At 68.7% G+C, this 20,767-nt stretch carries 16 protein-coding genes; 6 read left to right on the top strand and 10 right to left on the bottom strand.

Annotation, left to right across the window (positions count from 1 at the left end; genetic code table 11):
- Positions 1-113: 113 nt before the first annotated feature.
- From RVX_RS00410 to RVX_RS00435, 6 genes are all read right to left on the bottom strand, one after another.
- A complete protein-coding gene (locus tag RVX_RS00410) occupies positions 114-617 on the bottom strand; it encodes a MarR family winged helix-turn-helix transcriptional regulator (RefSeq protein WP_007525588.1) in 504 nt (167 codons plus the stop codon).
- Positions 614-2,152 (bottom strand): efflux transporter outer membrane subunit, encoded by a 1,539-nt coding sequence (locus RVX_RS00415; protein ID WP_116307252.1) that lies wholly within the window; start codon positions 2,150-2,152, stop codon positions 614-616. The genes RVX_RS00410 and RVX_RS00415 overlap by 4 nt, the downstream gene beginning before the upstream one ends.
- On the bottom strand, positions 2,145-5,378 hold the full coding sequence (locus tag RVX_RS00420; protein ID WP_007525590.1) for an efflux RND transporter permease subunit: 3,234 nt from the start codon (positions 5,376-5,378) through the stop codon (positions 2,145-2,147). The genes RVX_RS00415 and RVX_RS00420 overlap by 8 nt, the downstream gene beginning before the upstream one ends.
- A 31-nt stretch (positions 5,379-5,409) precedes the next feature.
- Positions 5,410-6,678, bottom strand: a complete 1,269-nt coding sequence (locus RVX_RS00425) for an efflux RND transporter periplasmic adaptor subunit (protein WP_116307250.1) — start codon at positions 6,676-6,678, stop codon at positions 5,410-5,412.
- A gap of 195 nt (positions 6,679-6,873) precedes the next feature.
- Complete coding sequence (locus tag RVX_RS00430; RefSeq protein ID WP_116307248.1) at positions 6,874-7,608, bottom strand: CerR family C-terminal domain-containing protein; 735 nt, start codon at positions 7,606-7,608, stop codon at positions 6,874-6,876.
- Between the two features lie 688 nt (positions 7,609-8,296).
- Positions 8,297-8,668, bottom strand: a complete 372-nt coding sequence (locus RVX_RS00435) for a TraR/DksA family transcriptional regulator (protein ID WP_116307246.1) — start codon at positions 8,666-8,668, stop codon at positions 8,297-8,299.
- A gap of 419 nt (positions 8,669-9,087) precedes the next feature.
- Between RVX_RS00435 and RVX_RS00440 the strand changes: the two genes are divergently transcribed.
- From RVX_RS00440 to RVX_RS00450, 3 genes are all read left to right on the top strand, one after another.
- Complete coding sequence (locus tag RVX_RS00440; RefSeq protein ID WP_116307244.1) at positions 9,088-11,028, top strand: lysophospholipid acyltransferase family protein; 1,941 nt, start codon at positions 9,088-9,090, stop codon at positions 11,026-11,028.
- Between the two features lie 300 nt (positions 11,029-11,328).
- Entirely contained in the window at positions 11,329-11,751 is a 423-nt protein-coding gene (locus RVX_RS00445) for a DUF523 domain-containing protein (protein ID WP_007525598.1), read from the top strand.
- Between the two features lie 1,202 nt (positions 11,752-12,953).
- Entirely contained in the window at positions 12,954-13,112 is a 159-nt protein-coding gene (locus RVX_RS00450) for a hypothetical protein (protein WP_116307242.1), read from the top strand.
- A gap of 145 nt (positions 13,113-13,257) precedes the next feature.
- Here RVX_RS00450 and RVX_RS00455 read toward each other — a convergent pair whose 3' ends face one another.
- The 3 genes from RVX_RS00455 to RVX_RS00465 all read right to left on the bottom strand — a co-directional run bounded on the left by RVX_RS00455 (position 13,258) and on the right by RVX_RS00465 (position 15,696).
- Positions 13,258-14,067, bottom strand: a complete 810-nt coding sequence (locus tag RVX_RS00455) for a DsbA family protein (protein ID WP_116307240.1) — start codon at positions 14,065-14,067, stop codon at positions 13,258-13,260.
- A 400-nt stretch (positions 14,068-14,467) separates the two neighbouring features.
- The gene (locus RVX_RS00460; protein ID WP_116307238.1) at positions 14,468-14,794 is read right to left on the bottom strand and encodes an AzlD domain-containing protein; all 327 of its coding nucleotides are present in this window, start codon (positions 14,792-14,794) and stop codon (positions 14,468-14,470) included.
- Positions 14,795-14,814: 20 nt separating this feature from the next.
- Entirely contained in the window at positions 14,815-15,696 is an 882-nt protein-coding gene (locus tag RVX_RS00465; protein ID WP_116307236.1) for an AzlC family ABC transporter permease, read from the bottom strand.
- Between the two features lie 164 nt (positions 15,697-15,860).
- On the opposite strand from RVX_RS00465, the gene RVX_RS00470 reads away from it, so the two are divergent.
- From RVX_RS00470 to RVX_RS00480, 3 genes are all read left to right on the top strand, one after another.
- Positions 15,861-17,381 (top strand): PLP-dependent aminotransferase family protein, encoded by a 1,521-nt coding sequence (locus tag RVX_RS00470; RefSeq protein WP_116307234.1) that lies wholly within the window; start codon positions 15,861-15,863, stop codon positions 17,379-17,381.
- 485 nt (positions 17,382-17,866) lie between these two features.
- Complete coding sequence (locus RVX_RS00475) at positions 17,867-19,297, top strand: hypothetical protein (protein WP_116307232.1); 1,431 nt, start codon at positions 17,867-17,869, stop codon at positions 19,295-19,297.
- Positions 19,298-19,430: 133 nt separating this feature from the next.
- Positions 19,431-20,099, top strand: coding sequence for a hypothetical protein (locus RVX_RS00480; protein ID WP_147307537.1), 669 nt, complete (start codon positions 19,431-19,433; stop codon positions 20,097-20,099).
- A gap of 160 nt (positions 20,100-20,259) precedes the next feature.
- Here the strand turns inward: RVX_RS00480 and RVX_RS00485 are convergent, their stop codons facing one another.
- Positions 20,260-20,685 (bottom strand): hypothetical protein, encoded by a 426-nt coding sequence (locus tag RVX_RS00485; RefSeq protein ID WP_116307228.1) that lies wholly within the window; start codon positions 20,683-20,685, stop codon positions 20,260-20,262.
- Positions 20,686-20,767 lie beyond the last annotated feature (82 nt).

Consider the following 20,767-nt stretch of genomic DNA (forward strand, 5'->3'; position numbering starts at 1 on the left):
GCTTGAAGACGCCGCGTTGTCGTTTCGTGCGGCTTGCGGGCGGGCGTGCCCGTCAGTCAGATCCCCGATCCGGTTCGTCAGGCTCATTTGGCTCATTTGGCTCATTCGGGGCGTCAGGGAGTGCATTCTCCCGCTTCGCCCCCAGCCAGCGCGTCCAGCTTGTCCAGCAGGCGCAGCATCACCGCGTGGGCGATGTCCAGATGCTCATCCGGGATGTCGTGCATCAGTTCGTCGCGCAGGGCGAAGCCGATGTCCAGCATGGCGTCGTATACCGGGCGGGCCTGGTCGGTCAGGGCCACCAGCTTCACCCGGCGGTCGGTTTCCGAGGGTTGGCGGCGTACCCAGCCTTCCTTTTCCATGCGGTCCAGCAGGCGCACCAGTGTGGGACCCTCCACGCCCAGCAGTTCGGCCACCCGCCCCTGGGGGAGCGAGCCGTGCTCGGACAACAGCCAGATGACCACCCAGCTGGTGTCGGAGAGGCCCATGGGCCGGAAGCGCCGGTCGAACTCGGCCCGCCAGGCGCGGGCCAGTTCCTTCACGGTGTGGCCGAAGCCGTGCGCGCCCTTGCGCTCGGCCCGGTCCACGCGGCAGCGGCGGCAGTTGCGGCCGTCGCTCATTGCGCGGCCGCCACGGCCTTGTCGGGCTTGGCCGCGCCGTTTCCGGCCGCGTCCCCGGATTCGCCGGGCTGCTGCGGGGCAATGCCGCCCCAGCCGCCGCCCAGGGCGCGGTATACCTCGACCACGGCCACCAGCTGGTCGCGCTGGGCCGATGCCAGGGATATCTCCACCTCGAACAGGCTGCGTTCGGCGTCCAGCACTTCAAGGTAGCTGGAATAGCCGTTGTCGTAGCGCAGCCGGGCCAGGTGCAGCGAGCGGCGCAGCGCGGTGACCTGGGTGGTCTGCGCCTCCACCACGCCGCGCGCCTTGCGGTTGGCCACCAGGGCGTCCTGCGCCTCGCGGAAGGCGTCCTGCACGGCTTTTTCGTACCCGGCCAGGGCGGCGCGCTGGCGCGCCTCCGCCGCTTCCACCCCGGCCTTGACCCGGCCGAAGTCGAAGATGGGCATGGTCACGCTGCCCGCATACCGCCACGTGCCGGAAGGCCCGGTGAACAGCTGGGTCAGGTCGCTGCTCTCGTAGCCCAGCAGGCCGGTAAGCGAGATGGCCGGGAAGTAGGCCGCCTTGGCCACGCCGATGTTGGCGCTGGCCGCGGCCAGTTGCTGTTCGGCCTGCACGATGTCCGGGCGGCGCTCCAGCAGGGCCGAGGGCAGCCCGGCGGGCACGGTGGGGGGCACGGGCACGGCGTCCACGGCGAGGCCGCGGTCCACGGTGCCGGTGACGATCTCTCGCGGGCTTCGGCCGGTCAGCACGCCCAGCGCCGCCTCGCTGGCGGCCACGTTGTATTGCAGGGTGTGCACGGTGGACCGGGCCGACGCCGCCTCGGCGATGGCCTGCCTGTAGTCCAGTTCGCTGGTCAGGCCCAGTTCGAAGCGCACCTTGCGCAGTTCCTGGGTGGATTCGCGCGAGGCCAGCGTGTCGCGGGCCACCTGCAGCTGCTGGTCGTAGGCGCGCAGGTCAAAGTAGGTGCGGGCCACCTGCGCCGTCAGGGCCAGGCGCACGGTGTCGCGCGCGGCCACGGTGGAGAGCAGTTGGGCGCGCGCCGCCTCGGTGGCGCGGCGGTAGCGGCCCCACAGGTCTACCTCGTACGACAGGGCGCCAGCGGCACTGTGCAGATCCTGGATGCGTGTCTCTTGGGTGAACGAGTTGAAGGCGTTCAGCGAAACGCGCTGGCGTTCGGTGGAGCCCTGCGCGTCGAGCCGGGGCATCTGGTTGGCCCGGGCAAGGCCCAGTTGGGCGCGGGCCTCGTCCACGTTGGCGATGGCCTTGGCCAGGTCGCGGTTGTGGTCCAGCGCGGCGGCCACCAGGGTATCCAGGGCCGGGTCGCCGAAGCCCTTCCACCAGCCGTCCTGCACCGTGCCCGCATCGGCCGTGCCCGCGCGCCAGGCGTCGGGCAGGTCCATGGCGGGGCGGGCGTGGTCCGGCCCGAAGGCGCAGCCGGACAGCATGCCTGCCAGCAGCGCCGCCGACAGCGCCAGCGCCGCCAGGCGAAGCGGGCGCGACGGCTGGTCGTATGCGAAGCCCTGAAGGTTAGTCATGGCGCTTCTCCTTGTTGCAATCGGGGCCGCTCTCTTCGGTCCCGTCGGGGGGCAGGTTCTGGAAGGCCGAGTGACGGTCTTCTTCGCAGTATTTGCCCACGGCCATGGTGCGCATGGCCTCGGTGCCGCGCATGCGTTCGCTCAGGCCCATGATCAGCCGGTAGAACATGGGGATGAAGAAGGTGGCGATGAAGGTCGCCGCCAGCATCCCGCCGATGACCCCGGTGCCGATGGAGTGGCGGCTGGCGGCCCCGGCCCCGGTGCTGATGGCCAGCGGCACGCAGCCCAGCACGAAGGCCAGCGAGGTCATGATGATGGGCCGGAAGCGCAGGCGGGCGGCCTCGATGGCCGATTCCACCAGCGAAAGGCCCTCGTGCCGCTTGATCACCGCGAACTCCACGATGAGGATGGCGTTCTTGGCGGCAAGGCCGATGAGCGTGACCAGCGAGATCTGCAGGTACACGTCGTTGGCAAGGCCGCGCAGCCACACCGCGCAGATGGCCCCGAACAGGGCGAACGGCACGGCCATGATGACCGCCAGCGGCAGCGACCACTTTTCGTACTGCGCCGCCAGGATCAGGAAGACCATGACCAGGCCCAGCACGAACACCAGCGAGGATGACCCGCCGGTCTGCTTTTCCTGGTAGGCGGAACCGGACCAGGCCAGGGTGTATTCCGGGGGCAAGACCTCTGCCGCCGCCGCCTCGATGGCGGCGATGGCCTGGCCGGAGCTGTACCCGGCGGCGGGGCCGCCCACCACCTTGGCGGCGGGGAACACGTTGAAGCGTTCCACCACTTCGGGACCGGTCACTTCCTTCACGTCCACCAGTGCGGTGAGGGGGATCATTTCGCCCGACTTGGAACGAACGAACACGTTGGCCACGTCCGCCGGGCGGGATCGGAAGTCGGCCTCCGACTGCAGCTGCACCTTGTAGGTGCGGCCGAACTTGTTGAAGTCGTTCACGTAGCTGGCCCCGAATGTGGCCTGCATGGTCTCGAAGATGGTGTTCACCGGCACGCCCAAGGCTTTGGCCTTGTTGCGGTCCAGGCTGATGAACAGCTGCGGCGCGTTGGCGCTGAAGGTGGTCTGCACCCCCGCCAGTTCGGGCCGCTTGGCCGCGGCGGCTGTAAGCTTGCCCACCATGGCGGCCAGGGCCTTGCTGTCCCCTTCGCCGCGGTTCTGCACGTACAGTTCGAAGCCGCCGGTGTTGCTCATGCCGGAGATGGGCGGCGGGTTGAAGGCCAGCACAACGCCTTCGGGCACGCCCATGCCCACGCCGAACACCTTGCGGGCGTAATCGAACGACGACTGCCCCTCGCCCTTGCGCTCGTCCCACGGCTTCAGCGGCACGAAGGAGGTGACGAAGTTGGGCTTGGGCATGCCGGAGAGCAGGTCGAGCCCGGTAAGGGTGATCAGGTTGGCCACGCGGGGGTCTTCCATGTGGCTCTTGTCCATCAGGTCGGCCACCACGCGGCTGCGTTGCAGGCTTGCGCCGTCGGGCAGGATGTACAGGCCGATGATGTAGCCCTGGTCCTCGTCAGGGGCGAGGCCGCCGGGCACGATCTGGAAGAGGTGCCAGGTGGCGCCGCCCAGGCAGGCGAACAGCACCAGCGCAAGGCCCGTGCGGCGGATGAGAAAGGTGACGCCGCCGGTGTAGCGGTGGGTGACGCGCTCGAACCACGCGTTGAACCAGCGGAAGAAGCGCGGCGGTTCATGATGGCCGGGCTTCAGCATCAGGGCGCACAGGGCGGGGGTGAGCGTCAGGGCCACCAGGCCCGAGATGATCACCGACACCGCGATGGTGATGGCGAACTGCTTGTACATCTGCCCGGCAAGGCCGCCCATGAAGGCCACGGGAATGAACACCGAGCACAGCACCAGCACGATGGCGATGACCGGGCCGGTCACCTCTTCCATGGCTTTCAGGGTGGCCTTGCGCGGCGTCAGCCCTTCGGAGGACATGATGCGTTCCACGTTTTCCAGCACCACGATGGCGTCGTCCACCACGATGCCGATGGCCAGCACCAGGCCGAACAATGTCAGCGTGTTGATGGAGAAGCCCAGCGCATACATGCCCGCGAAGGTGCCCACGATGGACACCGGCACCGCAAGGCAGGGAATGAGCGTGGCCCGCCAGTTCTGCAGGAACAGGAACACCACCAGGAACACCAGCACCATGGCTTCCATCAGGGTATGCACCACCTCGTTGATGGAGATGCGCACGAACTTGGTGGTGTCATAGGGGATGGAGAAGCTGATGCCGTCGGGGAAGCGCTGCGACAGTTCCTGCATCTTGGCGGCAACGCGGTCTGCCGTATCCAGCGCGTTGGCCCCCGGCGCAAGGTACACGCCCACGGCAACGGTGGGCTTGCCGTTGAGCTGGGTGCGCATGTCGTAGTCCTTGGCACCCAGTTCCACGCGCGCCACATGCTTGAGCAGCAGGGTGGAGCCGTCTGGCTCCGCCCGCAGGATGATGTTTTCGAATTCCTCGGGGGTGGCAAGCCGCCCCTGGGTGGTGACCAGGTAGTTCAGTTCCAGCGGGCTGCTGGAAGGCTCCTGCCCGATGCGCCCGGCGGCGAACTGGGCATTCTGTTCGCGGATGGCCTGCGTGACGTCGCCGGGGGTCAGCTTGAGCTGGGCCAGCTTGTCAGGGTGCAGCCAGATGCGCATGGAATAGTCTTTGGCGCCGAAGATGGAGGCGTCGCCCACGCCGGGAAGGCGCTTCAGCTCGTCCACCACGTTCACCAGCACGTAGTTGCTGATGTACACCGAGTCGTATCGGCCATCGGGCGAGAAGGTGTTCACCACCTGGAGGATGGAGGGCGACCGTTTGGTCACGGTGACGCCCTGACGGCGCACTTCTTCCGGCAGCGCGGCGGTGGTGGCCTGCACGCGGTTGTTGACGTTGATGGTGGCCTGGTCGGGGTCCGTGCCCACGGCGAAGGACACGGAAATGGTCATCTGTCCGTTACCGGCGCTGACCGAGTTCATGTACAGCATGCCGTCCACGCCGTTGATCTGCTGTTCCAGCGGCGAGGCCACGGTGGCCGCGATGACCTCGGGGCTGGCGCCGGGGTAGGTGGCGGAGACGATGACCTGGGGCGGCACGATTTCCGGGTACTGCGCGATGGGCAGCGTGCGCATGGCCATGAACCCCGCCAGCATGATCACGATGGAGATCACGCAGGCGAAGATGGGGCGGTGGATGAAGAAACGCGATATCATAAAGGAATCCTGCTAAGAACGCGGCGGCGTTCTAGTTTGCGGCCTTGGTCGCGTTTCCGGAGGGGGCCTGGCCCGACTGACTCGACTGGCCCGACGGGGTTGCCTGGGCTTCGCGGGGCTGGCCGATGGTCACCGGCTGGCCGGGGCGCACCTTCAAAAGGCCCTCGACCACGTAGCGTTCACCGGCGGCAAGGCCCTTTTCCACGATGTATTCGTTGCCGATGGGCAGGCCGATCTCCACGGGGCGCGGCTGGGCCACGTCGCCTTCGCCGATCACCCACACCATGGGACCCTGCTGGGTTTGCAGCACGGCGCGTTGGGGAATGGCCAGGGCGTTGGTGTACACCGCGCCGCTCATGACCACGCGCACGAACTGGCCGGGCAGCACTTCGGCCTCGGGGTTGGGGAATTCGGCGCGCACGCGGATGGTGCCGGTCAGCGGGTCCACCAGCGGGTCGATGAAGTTCACCGTGCCGGTGCGCTTGTAGGTGGAGCCGTCGATGAGCCGCACGGTGACGTCATACCCTTTCTTGGGCAGGGTGATGCGCCCTTCCTCGCGCATGCGGCGCAGGCGGAACAGGTCCACGCTGGGGGCCGAGAAGTTCACGTACACCGGGTCCACCTTGGAGATGGTGGTCAGCAGGCTGCCATCGGCGGTGGTGGTGACAAGGCTGCCCTCGGAGCGGGTTTCCTTGCTGGTCATGCCCGAGATGGGGGCTTCGACGCGGGTGTAGCCAAGGTTGATGCGCGCGGTCTTCACGCGGGCGCGCGCCTCTTCCAGCGCGGCCTTGGCAGAATCGAACTCGGCCACGGCGTCGTCGCGGTCCTTCTGGCTGACGGCGTTCTCGCGGTACAGGGGCAGCACGCGGTCGCGGTTGCTCTGGGCGCTCTGCAGGCGCGCCTCGGCCTGGGCCTGCTGGCCCAGGGCCTGGTCCAGGTCGGCCTTGAACGGTTCGGGGTCGATTTCAAACATCAGGTCGCCCTTCTTCACCGGGCGGCCTTCGGTGTAGGCCCGGCGCATCAGGATGCCGCCCACGCGGGCGCGCACCTCGACCTCGCGCGAGCCGGCCGTCTGCCCCACGTACTCGTAGGTCAGGGGCAGGTCGCGCGGCTGCACCTGCTGCACCACCACCAGGGGCGCGGGCATGGCCTTGGGCGCGGCGGAGTCGTCCTTGCAACCGGCAAGCATGGCCGTCAGGCCCGTCATGCCTATCAGGCCCATGAGGGCCGACAGGGTCAGAACCTGGGAGAACCGCCCGGCGCGGGCGCGGAGGGAGGCAAGGGAGAAGTCGTGGGGCATGGGGTGGTTCCTCCTCGGCGCGGGGCACGTGCACTGCGCCGACATGCGGGACGTTGGATGTGTTTTTCGAAATTCCGGCACGCCGTTCCGGCCCGGAAAGCGACGGGGGCGGTGAGCGGGAGGGGAAAACCGATAGGCTGCTATTCGGTAGCGTGCTATTGAAGTTTCGCGTTCTACATGGGGGGGCGCAGGCCGTCAAGCAGGGCGCGCGTTCTCGTCCGTGGGTGGCCCGGGGGGGCGGGCCATGGCGGCAATGCCGCCCAGGGTGAAGCGGGTCACGCCGTCGGCGATGCGTTCGAGCACCTCGGGCGTCAGGTCTTCGCGTCCGTACAGATGGGCGATGGCGGCGCGGCCGCTGTAGTGGAACGAGATGTGCCCGAAAATGGCCAGCAGGCAGGTGCGCAGCACGTGCGGGTCGCTGGCCGCCGGACCCATCAATCCGTGCAGGATGTCCACCAGCAGGTCGTTCACCGGCGCGATGTGCTCGCGCAGCAGCGCGTCGAACGCGGGCGTGGGGTCGATGAGTTCCAGCGACACCAGTTTGCCGTGCGCCTGGCCCACCGGGTCGTCGCCGTCGCCCAGCATGCGCAGCACAAGGCCGCGCACGAAGGCGCGCAAGCGATCCTCTGGCGACGAGGCGGGCGTTACCCCCTCGTTCAGGGGGTAGCTGGCCTGGCAGGTGCGCATGTAGTGGTCCAGCATGGCCGCGTACAGCTTGTCCTTGCCCCCGAAATGGTAGTTCACGGCGGCCACGTTGGCCCCGGCCCGCCTGCATATTTCGCGCACCGTGGCCGACTGCTGGCCGTGTTCGGCGAACACTTCGGCCGCGGCGGCCAGCAGCCGCTCGCGCGTGCCCTGGTCATGGCGAACTGGCCGAACTGGCCGAACCTGTCGATCTGGCCGGTCAGGCGTGCAGACGTTCTCGCTCATTGCCCGCTCCCCGGCGTTTCACCGGTTGCCAACATAGTTTCAAATCAAAAATTCAAGCATTGTTTGAAGCGTGAATATGCCTCCGCGCCGCCCCTGTCAACTCGGTCAGCCGATGCGGGCCCGATTGGCCCAACTGGCCCAACTGGCCCAACCGGTTAGTCAGGCCAGACGGGTCAGGCAGACATGGCAGGGCAGGCAAAGGGGGACACGCCGCATGCTCTCACGTTGCGGCAGCGGGCGAATGATTATTCCGGGGCGGGGCCGCCGGGAGCGGGCGGGGTGCCCGTGGGCCGGGACCGGCAGGGGAAGGTGGGAACAGTGGGGTCGGGGGGCGCGGCCCCGCGCCTGCCGCCGGACTATTCCGCCGTGTCTTCGCCCCAGGCGCGCCTGCTCTTGGCCGCCTTCTTGCGCACGCCCTGGCAGGTGCGCCTGGGGTGCCAAGTGTGCCTGGTGAGCGCGAATGATCCATGGCGTCCCGCATCTTGCGGTACATGGGAAACGGCGCGGCAAAGGTCACGCCCGTCCGCATGCGGGCGGGGGGACGGGAGTGTCGTGGGCAGGCGTGCCGGGCGCGCGGACAGCCCGGCGGACAGGCGTTGCCTGCCGCGCGGCCGGCTCGCCAGACGCGGCCAGGCGCGGCCTGATGCGGCCAGATGTGGCCAGACGCGGCCGGGGCGGGGCGGAGGCGCTACCGGGCCTCGATGCGTTCGGCAGCCCCGGCGGGGCGGCCCACCTGCGATTCCACCTCGGTCTGGCAATGCACGCACAGCCGGGTGGTGGGGCGGGCCAGCAGGCGGGGCACGGGGATGTCGTCGCCGCAGGCGTCGCACACGCCGTAGTCGTGGGCGTCCATGGCGCGCAGCACGCCCTCGATTTCCTGGATGCGCTGGCCGGCGCGGGCCATGAGGGTCATGCTGAGGGACAGTTCGCTGATGCGCGAGGCGAATTCGTTTTCGTCGGCGCAGGCTTCCACGCCGCCCTCCACCAGCAACTGGCGGCGCAGGGTGGTCAGTTCGGCTTCGAGGCGGCGGCGTATTTCGGCGTGCTGGCGGTCGGTCATGGCATGCTCCTTCCGTTGGCGCGGCGCGGGACGCGCGGCCCGCGCGCCGTGCGGTCTGCGGAACCGCCAGGGCGGCGGCACCGGGTTTCCGGACACTGCCCCTTCTGCCCCACGGGCCGGAATGGTGCGCGACGGCGCGGCGACGGGCCGCCGACAATCGGGTGACGCCGCTCCCGCCCGGTCCCCTTCACGCAATGTTCACCGATCGGTCATGGCTTCTCCACCGGACGGGCCTATCCATCCATGCAACAGGACTCCATTTCGCGGAACAGGCACGCAGCCGCAACGGCGTCGCCTTCCGGCAACGGCCGGGAAAACGCCCGCTTGTCACGCTTCCGGCCGCCATGCCGCGCGCAAGGCGGCGCACGGTGCCCCCCGCGCCACCCGTCTCCGGCCAGCACGGCCGCCCAGGAGGACGCATGGACATGCTCCGCCCCCGCACCCCCGCCGATTCCGCCCCGCCCGACCATATAATGGATACGCCGCCGGACGCATTCCCGCAGTCTGCCGCCGTCCCGGCCTCCCTGCATCCCGCCGCTTCCCGTTCGCTGGTGCCCGCCGCCGCCAGACGCATTCCCGCCCCCCTGCGCATCCCGCTGCTGCATCTGCTGGGCGTGGGGCGCATCGACTCGCTGTACCGCGCCCTGCCGCAGGGCGAAGCCCCCCTGGATTTCGCCCGCCAGGCCCTGGACGTGCTGGGCGTTTCCGTGCGGGCCGAGGGCGAGGGCTTCGAGGGCGTGCCCGCCACCGGCCCCCTGATCATGGTGGCAAACCACCCCTTCGGCGCGCTGGAGGGGCTGGTGCTGGCCAAAGCCCTGCTGCCCGTGCGGCCCGACCTGCGCTTTCTGGCCAACTACATGCTGGCGGCCGTGCCGGAACTGCGCGACCTGATCTTTTCGGTGGACCCCTTCGGCGGCGACGGGGCGCAACGCCGCAACATGGCGGGCCTGCGCCAGGCCATCCGCCACGTGGCCGAGGGCGGGGCGCTGGTGGTGTTCCCCTCGGGCACGGTGTCGCACCTGCAACCCTCCCGGCGCGAGATCACCGACCCCACGTGGCAGTCCACGGTGGGACGGCTGGTGCGCCGCACCGGGGCGGACGCCCTGCCCCTGTATTTTCACGGGCGCAATTCGATGCTCTTCAACCTGATGGGCCTGGTGCACCCGGCGGCGCGCACGGCCATGCTGCCCAAGGAACTGCTGCGCAAGCGCAACACCACGGTCACCCTCAGCGTGGGGCGTCCCGTGGCCGCCGCCACCTTAAGCGAACTGCCCGACGACGAGGCGCGCACCGCCTACCTGCGCATGCGCTGCTACGCGCTGAAGCCCAAGCCGCGCCGGGTGCTTTCGCTGCCGGGCAAGGCCGCGCCGGGGTCTTCCGGGGCGCGGCGCATGCGGCCCATCGCCGCCGCCCGGCCGCTGGAACTGCTGGAGGCGGAACTGGCCGCCATTCCGGCCGGTGACGTGCTGCTGCGCGAGGGGCCGTGGACCATCGTGGAGACCTCGGCCGAACGTTCGCCCGAGCTGATCCGCGAAATCGGCCGCCTGCGCGAGGTGACCTTCCGCGCCGTGGGCGAGGGCAGCGGCGCGCCGCTGGACCTCGACGCCTTTGACGCCACCTACCGCCACCTGGTCCTGTGGCACGAGGGCGACCGCGCCCTGGCCGGGGCCTACCGCCTGGGCGAGGTGGACGCCCTGCTCGCCGCGCAGGGCCAGCGCGGGCTGTATTCCTCGTCCCTGTTCCGCTTCAGCCCGGAATTCTTCGGCGGCGCACCCGCGCTGGAACTGGGCCGGGCCTTCGTGTCGGCGGACTACCAGCGCGACTACGCCCCCCTGCTGCTGCTGTGGAAGGGCATCGGCCAGTTCATCCTCAAGCGCCCCGGCGTGCGCCGCCTGTTCGGCCCGGTGAGCGTGAGCCTGGACTATACGCCCTACTCGCTGAACGCCATCATGGACTACCTGACCCGCCACCACGGCTGCGAGGCCACGGCCCGGCTGGTGCGCGGCCGCGCCGCCCCGTCCATCCGCCAGCCCGGCTGCCTGCGCCGCATCGAGCCCGCCGGGCTGGACTGGAACGCGCTGTGCGCCCTGGTGCGCGACATGGAGGGGGGGCGCACCATTCCCATCCTGTTCAAGCACTACCTGAAGCTGGGCGGGCGCATCGCCACCTTCCACGTGGACCGCGCCTTCGGCTCGCTGGACGCCTTCCTGATCATCGACCTGCTGGAATCGCCGCCGCGCATGCTGCAACGCTTCATGGGCGCGGAGGGGCTTGAGCGCTACTACGCCCAGACCCCGCGCGCGGCCGGGGAGGTGGCGTCCGCCGACGCGGGCCCGGTCGCCCTGGCCGGGGAGGCGTAGGTGTTCGCCCGGTTGACAGACGCCGCCATGCGGGTACCCTTGCCGCCATATACCGGCGAAATGCCGCGCACGCCGCATGGTGGCGGCGCGGGCCGCAGGGCGCTGTGCGCCGTCATGTCCGTGGGCCGGAACATGGGGGGCGGCATGCGCCGCGCGGCAGGCTACGCGGCGGGCTGCATGGCCCGCCTGCGCGCACGGCGGGGGCCGCTTCCCGCGTCCGTGCCCGCCCTGCCCGCGCCCGTCCGTGTTCCCCGCGCGCAGACGCGCGGGGCCGCGCGGCCGCCGGAAACGGAGGCACCCATGATCTACGTGGTCAGCGCCTGTCTTGCGGGCGTGGCCTGCCGCTTCGACGGAGAGGCCAACCCCCGCGAAGGGGTCATCGAACTGGTGCGGCAGGGCCTGGCCCTGCCGGTCTGTCCGGAACAGCTGGGCGGGCTGGCCACGCCGCGCCCCCCGTGCGAACTGCGCGACGGCCGCGTGCTGTGCCGCGAGGCCGACGGAACCTTGTCCGACGCCACCGACGCCTTCGCGCGCGGCGCGGAGGAAGGGGTGCGCCTGGCGCGGCTGGCCGGATGCACGGAGGCCATCCTGAAGGCGCGCTCGCCCTCGTGCGGGTGCGGGCGCATCTACGACGGAACCTTTTCCCGCACCCTGGTGGACGGCGACGGACTGTTCGCCGCCGCCCTGCGCAAGGCGGGCATCGCGGTGCGCTGCGACGAGTAGCCGGGGCTGGCCGGGCTCAACCGGACCGTGCGCCCGGCCGGATGCATCGGCGCATTCGGCAACTGGTGACGGCTGGCGACGGCGCGGTCATCCGCACTGCGGCAAACCAATTTCCGAAGCCGGAAGGAGACCACCATGTCTTCCTTCCGGCTTCGTACGTTGTGCCGGGGCGGCGTGCCGTCCCCGGCGGCGCGGCCGGTATGGCGGCGGATGCCCGTGCCGCGCTTGTGCATACGTGGGACCGGGGTGATTTGCACACGTGCAAGGCTGTTTGTGCAAAGCGCATGTGCATCGTGTTGCACAAGAAGAGTCTGCACATTTTCATGAAAAATGGTAACATGCTGAAAATATGTGTGTTCAATGTTTGGCACGCCCTGTGCTTATTCCCCGACAGCGCATGACAACGCTGCCCTTCACAGAGTGCAAGCCCTAGCCTGATCCCCCTGGCCGCCGCGACCCGCCGGTCGCGGCGGCCCCCCCCTCCCCCCGGCATCGGCCAGCGGAAGGGACAGGGCAAAGCGCTTCGAAGGCAACCCCCCACGTGCGGCCCGGCACGTTTCGGGCGGCAAGGGAGCTTCGCGAGTCCCCTCGCGGATACGGTGGACGTGTGGCGTCCCGTTCCCCCGCCGCCCCTGGCCCCCCTCCGGTTCCCCCTTGCGGAGATGGGCACGGGCGATGAATTCGCGGCAACGGCCGCCGGGCCAAGGCGACGGCCCGAACGGCCGAAGCGATACGGGAGCATCGGCAGCAAACCGAAACGCCCCCGCACTGTGCCGGACAGACCTCCTCCAGTCCGCACGGTATCTCCAGCCGGGGGCTCGTAGCCCCCGGAAGCGACCAGCGGCCGCCACGGCGACCGACGACATAGTGCCCAAAGCACACCGAGACAGCGACCAGCCCAAACTCCTCCTTCGTTGATGCAGTGACCGCAGGGGCGGCGGGACAGCCCACCCGCCGCCCCCCCTTCAGCCCAAGTCCTGATTCCCCCTGATTCTCCTTGGTTCCCCCGCCTCTCTTGGACAATCCGATCCCCTTGCAGGACCCCGGCCGACACTGGCCGGGGTCTTGTTTGCGCGGCGCGGCCCGCCGCCCGCGTTGACACCCGTCGCCCCCCGCGACTACCATCCGCGCGGCGGCCGGACGCTTCCGGCCCGGAAATTCTTCCGGCCCCACACCCCAACCGGCTTCGTATAAGGACAGGCATGGACAGCTACATCGTTCGCGGCATCCTCATCGGCGGCTCCCTCGGCGTGTTCGCGGCACTGCTGGGCTTTAGCGACAGCATCCCCCGCGCCTTCGGCGTGGGCATGATCGGCGGGTTCCTGGCGGGCATCACCCTGGAGCGCCGCCGCAGGAAGTAGCCGTAGCGGCCGCCTGTAGCCGTTTATCCGCCTTTCCCGATTCCTCTCCGGCCGTATCGCCGCGCCCTGTGCGCCGCGCCAAATGCAAACGGGCCGCCCCGGCAATGCCGGAGCGGCCCGTGTCGCGTCTGCGTTGTGCAGCCAGTTACTTCTTGGCCTTGGCCGCCGCCTCCAGCGCCATGTCCACGGCGTCGGAGAACAGGTCCAGCGGCAGCGAGCCGCGAATGACCAGATCGTTGACCAGGAAGTACGGGGTGCCCTGCACGTTCAGGGCGCGGGCCTCGGCCATGTCTTCCTCGATGATCTCCTTGACCTTCTTGCCCTTGATGTCCTGGGTCAGGCGCTTCATGTCCACGCCGGCTTCGGCGGCGGCCTTCTTCAGGAAGGCTTCGCCCTCGGACATCAGCCGTTCGCGGTCGCGGAACACGGCTTCGTAGAACGCCCAGGCCTTCTTGCCGTCCTGCAGGCTGGCGGCCACGTGGTATTCCGAGGCCAGGCGCGCGTTGTCGTGGCTGTCCAGCGGCATGTGCTTGAAGACGTAGCGCACCTTGTCCTTGTAGTTGGCCATCAGCAGTTCCATGGTGCCCGCCGCCTGCTGGCAGTACGGGCAGGTGAAGTCGGAGTAGGCCACGATGGTCACCGGGGCGTTGGCCGGGCCGCGCATGGGGCGGCCTTCCAGGTTGGCCTTCTTGGGCTGGGTCTGGTCCACCTGCCACTGGGCGATGAGGGCCTTCTTGCGGCGCACGTTGGAGCCCTGCTGGGCGATTTCCAGCACGGTCTCGCTGTTGTCGCGCAGCACTTCCATGATCAGTTCGGGATTTTCCTTGAGCAGGGCGCGCAGGGCGGCCTTGAGCTCTTCATTGGAGGCGGATGCGGCCTGCACGGGCGCGGGAATCACGGAAGTTGCGGCAAGGGCCAGCGCCAGCAGCAGGGCGATGAACAGGGTGCGGAGCATGCGTCTTCTCCCGGAAAGGGGGGATGGAGGTCGGGGCAGGGCGCGCCGGGGGAACAGCCCCGGATCGGTGAATCCGCCGATCGGTCGCATGGCAGGGCCGTGCGGGAGCGGGCGCGCGACGGTACCCGCCCCTTCTACACGCCCGCGATTGCGGGGGCAAGTTGGCGCGCGCTTGCCGACGCTGGCGCAAAAGACGGCGAGGCGGGGCCAATGGAGCGGGATGGCGCGACCTTGCGGGGGCGGGGCGGGGGGGGCGACGGAACACGGTGCGGGTGGTGGCGGCGCGGCGAGGAGGGTGCCGCGCCGCCACGGGTCCGGTCCGTCCGCGCAGGGAGAAGGAGGAAAGGCGGAAGAAGGAAGGCGATTGGCAATGTATCCCGGTGTATTCGGAAAACTGCTCCTAGGCCATGCCGAAAAAGCGTGCATACGCCACCGAGGCCATGCCCACGGCGATGGTGCCGAAGAAGCTGCCCGTGCGCCAGGCCACCAGCGTGGCGGGCACGGCGGCCAGCAGGTACAGGTTGTCGGCGGCAACGTGCACCGCGCCCTGTTTCATCAGCAGGTCCGGGGCCAGCAGCGCGGCCAGCACAGCGGGCGGCACGAAGGACAGCCAGCGGGTGATGACGGGGTTCAGCTCGCGCTGCGACAGCAGTTGCAGGGGCACGGCGCGGGGGATGTAGGTGACGGCAAGCATGCCGCACAGCATCAGGAAAAAGGTGGTGGTCATGTCCGGTCTCCTCGCGGCGGCTACAGGGTGGGGGCGCGGCCTGGCCCGTCAAGTTGCGCCAGCCCGGCCAGGTCATCCGTTGCGCTTGGGCTGTCCGGTCCGTCCGCGTTGCTGGCCGCGTGTTGCGCGGCATCGGCGCGCGTGGGCAGCAGGGTGCACAGGGTGGCCGCACACACCGTGGCGATGATCACGTTCCATTGTCCGGCCCCGGCCAGCGCCAGCAGCACGGACAGCGCCCCCGCCAGCACGGCGGCCAGCGCGAAGCGCCGGGCCTTGCGGCAGTATGGCAGCAGCAGGGCGATGAACATGGCGGGCAGGGCGTAGTCCAGGCCCAGGGGGCGCACGTCGGCCACCAGTTCGCTGCCGAACACGCCGATGATGGTGCCGATGACCCACGCGGACTGCGCGGTCATGTTCAGGGCCAGGGTTTCGGCGCGGGGCGGTTCCGGCCGCGCATCACCGGGGGACGCGGGCAGGCGGCTGACGTGCAGGGCGAAGGTTTCGTCCGTCAGCTGGAAGGCGAACAGCGCTTGCAGCATGCGCGGCCAGCGGCGCAAGGCCGGGGCCAGCGCGGCGGACATGAGCAGGTGGCGCAGGTTGACCACGAAGGTGGTCAGCACCACCGTGGCCGGGGATGCGCCGCCCGCCAGCAGGCTGACCGAAATGAGCTGGGCCGACCCGGCGAAGACCATCAGCGACATGCACACCGCGCCCGTTGCGGGCATGCCGGTCTTGCGGGCCAGCACCCCGAAGGCGAAGGCCACCGGCACGTAGCCGAGCACGATGGGCAGAGCCTGGCGCATGCCGGACAGCACGGCGGACAGGCGGGATGCGGGAGCGATGGCCCCGGAATGGCGTGATGCCATCGGGTGTCCCTTGCCGGGCGACGAAGCGGTATCCATGGTGCAACCTCCGGGTTGCACATGACCATGAAATCTGTCACCTGAACAGATACAGTCAAACGCAAAAACAAGCATAACAGATGGCGTGGCAACTGGCGTTGACCTGGCCCGCCCCGCCGCATCCCCCCCGGGCCCCACGTCCGGCGCATTCGCAAGGAGGCCCCATGCCCACCCGCCCCTTTGTCGCCACGCCCCCCGGCATGGACCGGGACGCCGGTTTCGACTCCCCCGCCGCCCCCGGCGCCGCATCATCCGGCGATGCCGCCGCCTTCCAGTACCACCGGGTGGAACGCCACGTGGCGGACATGATCCAGTCCGGGCGGTTCCGCCCCGGCGACAGGCTGCCCTCGCTGCGCGGGCTGGCCACCTCCATGGGTCTGTCCATCGCCACCGTGGGGCATGCCTACCTGGAACTGGAGCGCAAGGGCATCATCGAGGCGCGGCCCCGCTCCGGCTATTTCGTGCGCAGCGGCATGCGCGGCCTGCCCGTGCCGCAGGCCCGCCCGGAACCGCCCACCGGCCCGCGCGAGGTGAACCGCGCCCGGCTCATCTCCACCGTGCTCGAAGCCGTGGGCAACCGCGACCTGGTGCCCTTCGGGGTGCTGTGCCCGGACGAAACGCTGCTGCCGGGCCGGGCGCTGGGGCGCATCCTGTCCGAGGTGATGCGCTCGCGCGCGGGCGAGGCCGCCGCCTACGCCACCATTCCCGGCGACCTCGAACTGCGCCGCCAGATCGCCTGGCGGCACCGCGAATGCGGCGTGGGCGCTGGGCCAGACGACATCCTGATCACCAACGGCGCGGTGGAGGCCCTGTACATCGCCCTGCGCTGCCTGACCCGGCCCGGCGACATCGTGATGATTCAGTCGCCCACCTACTACTGCTTTTTGCAGCTCATCGAATCGCTGGGGCTGCGGGCCATCGAGGTGCCCAGTTCGCCCGAGGCCGGGGTGGACCCGCGCGACGTGCGGCACATCCTTGACCGGCACCGGGTGGCGGCGTGCGCCTTTTCGCCCAACTTCAACAACCCGGACGGCAGCCTGACCCCCGACGACGCCAAGCGCGAGATACTGGACATGCTGGCCGAGCGGGGCATCCATCTCATAGAAGACGACGTGTCCACGGACCTGCATTACGGCCCCTCGCGCCCGTCCACCTTTCTGCAATGGGACGTGCACGGGCTGGTCACGCTGTGCTCGTCGTTCTCCAAGACCGTTGCGCCGGGTTTTCGCATGGGCTGGATGGTCACCGGGCGCATCGGCGAGCGCGCGCGGGAGATAAAGGCCACCACCAACGTCTGCGGGGCCACCCTGCCGCAGTTCGCCATGGCCGAATACCTGAGGCAGGGGCTGTTCGAGCGGCAGCTGCGCCGTTTGCGCACGGCCTTTTCGCGCCAGATGCAGGCCATGCGGATGCACCTGGCCGACTGCTTTCCGCCCGGCACCGGGGTTACCCGGCCCGAGGGCGGCGGCGTGCTGTGGGTGGAACTGCCGCCCGGCACCGACGGGGTGGAATTGTTCTTTCGCGCGCGGCAGGCGGGCATATCCGTTGCGCCGGGGGCCGTGTTCAGCACGCAGGAAAAGTTCGCCAACTACCTGCGCCTTGGCTGCAACGGCCTGTGGAACGAACGCATGGCCGAAGGGCTGCGTACCCTGGGACGGCTGGCCGGGGAGTGCCGCGTGGGATAGGCCGGGATAGGGCGGGATAGGCCGGGATAGGTGCGGGCTGGGCCTGGGTCGGGTGGTTCGGGTCGAGGTCGGAACGGACAGGGCACGGCGAAGCATAGGGCAGACATGCCACGGGCCGGAGGAGCAATCCTCCGGCCCGTGGCGTTTGCGGAGGGGAAGCGCGGCGATGGGGCGGGCATGGGAGTGGCCCGGCCTGCCGTCATGGCGGTGCGCTCACGGGGGGAGGCGGTTTTCGCGCATTGTGCGCCGTTTCGCGTCCGATCCGGCATGGCCGGGCCCCTTTCGGACCGCCCCGCAACCTCCTTCCCGTCCCCCTGCGGCCGGATGCAGCCGAAAGGCGCGGGGGTACCGTGGCTCCGCGCCATCGGGGCGCGCAGTTCCCTGGCGGCGGGGCGGCCGACGTCCGCCCCGCCGTTTTGCCTGCACCACACGGGTACGCCATCTGGCGTCCGAAGCACCGCACCCATCTATACACGGAGGCACATATGAACTACGGCTTGTCCACGACCGGGCTGAAGAACATCGCTGACCCTCGCCGCCGCAAGTTGGCGGGCTCGCTGGAAGGCGCGGTGGGCCGCGCCCGCTCGGCGCGCACCATGCAGGAGTGGTATGGCGAACTGGTGCAGGGCATCCGCTCCATCGACGCCTTCGGCCACGACGGGCAGGACCCGCTGCCCGAGGACGAGGACAAGGATGTGCGCCAACGCTTTCAGCGCACCATGTTCGACGACACCGACGTGCGCGCCTTGCCCGACTATGCCGCGTTCCGGCAGCCCCGCGACCGGGGGTACGACATGTTGCAGGAAGAACGCATGCGCGACCTTTTCGCGGGCAGGAATGCGCCGCAGCCCGCACAGGCGACCCTGGTGGAAGATGCTGCGGCGTCGGAGGCCGCGGTCGGCGGTCTTCTGGGCGGCAACGGCGCGCAGGGCACACCGTGGTGGCAACGGGCCATGGAGAATGCCTTTCCGGGCGACGCGCATCCCTGGCAGACCCCGCCGCTGGTGCCCTGGAGTGCGAGTGCCCCGCGCAAGAACGGCATGGAACGTCAACGGGCGGGCGAAGCCGGAGGCAACGGTTCCGACGCCCAGGCTTCCCGAGGTGGTTCGGTGCTGCCGTCGCACGGACAGGACGACCCCTTCGCGGGCACCCTGCTGGCGGCCAACGCCAACGCCCGGCAGAATGGCAATGCCACGGACGCGGGGGGCGGCGCGGGGCGCGGCCCAGAGGACGGCAAGGCCGCGCATGGCCGCCGCACGCCGCCGCTGGAGGATTTCGCCGACCCGTCAAAGAACATCCTGCGGCCGGACAAGATACAGGACTACTACCGCAAGCCCGGCGACATCACCAAACTGCACGAGACCACGGCCAAGGAATTGGCAACCGTATCCAAATCAGGGTCGTGCGGGCCGTACCAGCTGACCGGGGAAACGCTGGGAGATTTCATGAAAAGCCCGGAAGCTGCGAACCTGCCGGAAAAGTATCGGGCGTTGAAAGACAACCCCAAGGCCATTGCCGCCGCTTGGCCGGAAATGGCCCGCGAGCACCCCGACGCGTTGGCCGCCGCCAACGAGGCGTTTATCAAGAGAACCCATTACGAGCCGACACTGAAAGCCTTTGAAAAGGCTGGCCTTGATACGGGATCGGAAGCCATCAAAAACGCGGCCTTTTCCATGGGTGTGCTCAGGGGGCCGAACGCATTTTTGAAAAAAGTGGCGAAGCATCTCCCGGATAGAGACACATTGCAGAACATGGGAGTTGAAGAGCAGTTGGATGTATTGGGGAGGGCGTTCAAGATGGGGTACGGTGGTGACAGAGAAGTGAAGAAGCGAGTTGATTGTGAGTTTAATGGAAATTTGATAAATCTCCATCGAGCATTGAAGTCGAAAGCGGAGGCCGCAGGTGGCAAGAAATAGGATTGCACATTTTGCAATGTTGGCCTTTTTGGTCATCTGTGCAGATTGCCATGCATCGAGTGAAGAATGGCAGGGTGTGCGAACGGGAATAGTGGGCATGTATTCAATATATTATTCAGGAACAAGTTCCGGATTGGGTATCGATACGAGCGTTACACGCAGCATCCATGCAGTCTGCGCATTCGGTGACCTGTGCCGTATCGTGGGTGTAGAGAAGAAGATAGAGCGCCTTGGGAACGAGTTTGTCCTTGTTCGTTCGGTGCGGCGTCTTGTCGCAGCGGCACCGGGGGATTTCGATGTAACGGGCGTTCTTGGCAGGCAGACGAATGGGTATCTGTTTCTGAATTCCCCGCTGGGCACAGCGGACAATCTGGTAATTCCCGAAGGGTTTCCCTTGGAAAGAACGGTGCGGTCCGTGTGCGCGGAAGGCGACATCTGCCGGGTTCGAGGCAAAGGTACGCGGGACCCTTCTTGGCGGCAGATGGTCATGCCCTCGGAATTGCACGAGGTGGAACTGGTGCAGCGTGCTCGCCTGGTGACGGTGGAGATGACGGGCGTCTACTCCGGCGGCAGCGCGGGGAACTTTGATGTCGTCGGGGATGAGGAGGACCAGTTTCTCGACGGGCTGGAGCGGTTCGCGCATACCCCTGTGGGGCGCACCATGCCTTCCTGCGAGCGGTACCGGGTGGTCGCATTGGTACGGGATACCGATCCCCACCGCGTGGTGGACCTGCTGGCTGTGGGCTGTGCCCGCCCGGACCAGGATGACATTCCGGCGGCGGTGGAGGGTGGGCCGCAATAAGCGGCGCATGCCGGGGACAGGCGAACGCGGGAAAGGATGTCATCAGATCGTGGGCGATTGCCGGGGACTGGGAACATGGAGCGAAACCACGCAAACGGGCCGAAGGATCACTCTTTCGGCCCGTGGTGTTTGTAGGGAATGGGGTGGCGTGGCGCGCAGGCTACCGCGCCAGCGGGTCGGTTTCGCTTTCCGGCGCGAAGAAGAAGGCGGTGTCGAAGGGGCCGAAGCTGCCGGTGTCGGCCATGATGGTGAAGAATTCCACCCGGCCGTAACGGCGCAGGCGTTCTTCGGTCACGCCGTTGCGGGCGTAGTAGTCCGCGCGGGGCTGCGGGTTGCGGGTTTCCGTCAGGTCGTACACGGCCTCGTCGGTTTCGCCCCAGGCGTGCAGCACCCACTTGCCGTGCAGGTGCAGCCAGGCGTGCACCACGCGGCAGTCCTCGCATTCGCTGGCCACTTCCAGCGCGGCGTCGAAGCAGGACGGGCGGTGCGCCCCGGCGGCGCACTGGCAGTCGTGGTCATGGGCATGGTCGTGGCCGCAGCCGCAGGCGTCGGCTTTGGGGGGCTGGAAAGGATCGTGGCTGTGCATGGCGTATCCTTGCGTGCCGCATGGCGGCGGTGGTGCGTGATGATGGTTGCGCGCGTGTACTGTGGGGACGGACCGGATGGCC

Source organism: Nitratidesulfovibrio sp. HK-II (assembly GCF_003402415.2).
Taxonomy (GTDB): Bacteria; Desulfobacterota; Desulfovibrionia; order Desulfovibrionales; family Desulfovibrionaceae; genus Cupidesulfovibrio.

Bases quoted from the DNA above. Each gene is read 5' to 3' on its own strand.
- RVX_RS00410 (WP_007525588.1), bottom strand. From the start codon at position 617: ATGAGCGACGGCCGCAACTGCCGCCGCTGCCGCGTGGACCGGGCCGAG.
- RVX_RS00415 (WP_116307252.1), bottom strand. From the start codon at position 2,152: ATGACTAACCTTCAGGGCTTCGCATACGACCAGCCGTCGCGCCCGCTT.
- RVX_RS00420 (WP_007525590.1), bottom strand. From the start codon at position 5,378: ATGATATCGCGTTTCTTCATCCACCGCCCCATCTTCGCCTGCGTGATC.
- RVX_RS00425 (WP_116307250.1), bottom strand. From the start codon at position 6,678: ATGCCCCACGACTTCTCCCTTGCCTCCCTCCGCGCCCGCGCCGGGCGG.
- RVX_RS00430 (WP_116307248.1), bottom strand. From the start codon at position 7,608: ATGAGCGAGAACGTCTGCACGCCTGACCGGCCAGATCGACAGGTTCGG.
- RVX_RS00435 (WP_116307246.1), bottom strand. From the start codon at position 8,668: ATGACCGACCGCCAGCACGCCGAAATACGCCGCCGCCTCGAAGCCGAA.
- RVX_RS00440 (WP_116307244.1), top strand. From the start codon at position 9,088: ATGGACATGCTCCGCCCCCGCACCCCCGCCGATTCCGCCCCGCCCGAC.
- RVX_RS00445 (WP_007525598.1), top strand. From the start codon at position 11,329: ATGATCTACGTGGTCAGCGCCTGTCTTGCGGGCGTGGCCTGCCGCTTC.
- RVX_RS00450 (WP_116307242.1), top strand. From the start codon at position 12,954: ATGGACAGCTACATCGTTCGCGGCATCCTCATCGGCGGCTCCCTCGGC.
- RVX_RS00455 (WP_116307240.1), bottom strand. From the start codon at position 14,067: ATGCTCCGCACCCTGTTCATCGCCCTGCTGCTGGCGCTGGCCCTTGCC.
- RVX_RS00460 (WP_116307238.1), bottom strand. From the start codon at position 14,794: ATGACCACCACCTTTTTCCTGATGCTGTGCGGCATGCTTGCCGTCACC.
- RVX_RS00465 (WP_116307236.1), bottom strand. From the start codon at position 15,696: ATGGATACCGCTTCGTCGCCCGGCAAGGGACACCCGATGGCATCACGC.
- RVX_RS00470 (WP_116307234.1), top strand. From the start codon at position 15,861: ATGCCCACCCGCCCCTTTGTCGCCACGCCCCCCGGCATGGACCGGGAC.
- RVX_RS00475 (WP_116307232.1), top strand. From the start codon at position 17,867: ATGAACTACGGCTTGTCCACGACCGGGCTGAAGAACATCGCTGACCCT.
- RVX_RS00485 (WP_116307228.1), bottom strand. From the start codon at position 20,685: ATGCACAGCCACGATCCTTTCCAGCCCCCCAAAGCCGACGCCTGCGGC.